This is a genomic window from Streptomyces sp. TP-A0356 (genome assembly GCF_001417775.1).
Classification (GTDB): domain Bacteria; phylum Actinomycetota; class Actinomycetes; order Streptomycetales; family Streptomycetaceae; genus Streptomyces.
In genome coordinates, this window is sequence record NZ_BBZJ01000008.1 from 1 (window position 1) to 1,113 (window position 1,113).

Annotated in this window: 1 protein-coding gene; it reads left to right on the forward strand. The window is 70.4% G+C overall.

The genetic code is table 11. The features are described 5' to 3' along the window. Positions 1 to 26 precede the first annotated feature (26 nt). The coding region (locus ASC56_RS37355) for an IS110 family transposase (RefSeq protein ID WP_055489036.1) at positions 27 to 1,113 on the forward strand (1,087 nt) is incomplete at its 3' end.

Here is a 1,113-nt window from a genome sequence, read left to right on the forward strand (position 1 = left end):
CGTCACCACGCGAGAGGCGAACCACCATGACGACCAGACAGCGCAGCACCTCCTCCAGCACAGACCCTCCCGTGCGGAAAGAGGTCGTACTGGGCGTGGACACGCACGGCGAGGTGCATGTCGCCGCCGTGATCTCCCCGCTGGGGAAGGTCCTGGGCACCGCGTCCTTTCCGGCCACGGCGGCCGGCTATCGGCAGCTTCTCGTGTGGGCCCGCAGGCGGGGGACGGTGCGCCGGGCCGGTGTGGAGGGCACCGGCACCTTCGGCGCGGGCCTGGCCCGCTACCTGCTGGCGCAGCAGGTCGAGGTATACGAAGTGAACCGCCCCGACCGCTCGGCCCGCCGCCTGCTGGGGAAGTCGGATCCGCCCGACGCTCAGGCCGCCGCGCAGGCCGTGCTCAGCGGTCGCGCCCGGGCCCGGGCCAAGTCCGGCGACGGTCCGGTGCACAGCGCCCGGATCTTCAAGCTCGCCAAGGACTCCGCGGTCAAGGCCCGTACCCAGGCGATCAACCAGCTCAAGGCCGCCCTGGTCATCGCCGATCCCGCCCTTCGGGAACAGCTGTCCAGCCTGGGCAACCGCGAGCTGTTCCGCACCTGCGCACGCCTCGGGCCAGACGACGGCGAGGACGCGGTGGCCCAGGCCACCCACCTGACCCTGCGCATGCTCGCCGAGCGCATTGAGCAGCTCACCGGGCAGATCGACGAGCTGAACCAACGCCTGACCCGGCTCGTCGAACGCCACGCCCCACAGCTGTTCGTGCCGGTGGGGATCGGTCCGGACAGCGCCGTCACTCTCCTGATCACCATGGGGGACAACCCCGAGCGGCTGAACACTGAGGCGTCCTTTGCTGCCCTTTGCGGAGTCAGCCCCATCGAGTACTCCTCCGGTCGGCGGCGCACGCGTCGGCTCAACTACGGCGGCGACCGGCAGGCCAATGCCGCCCTGCACCGCATCGTCTTCACCCGCCTGCGCCACGACCCGCGCACCCAGGAGTACTACGAACGCCGCACACAGGAGGGCAAGACCCGACGCGAGATCATCCGATGCCTCAAGCGCTACGCGGCCCGCGAGGTCTTCAACCTGGTCAGACCGGTTGCCCGCACCCCTGCGTTAG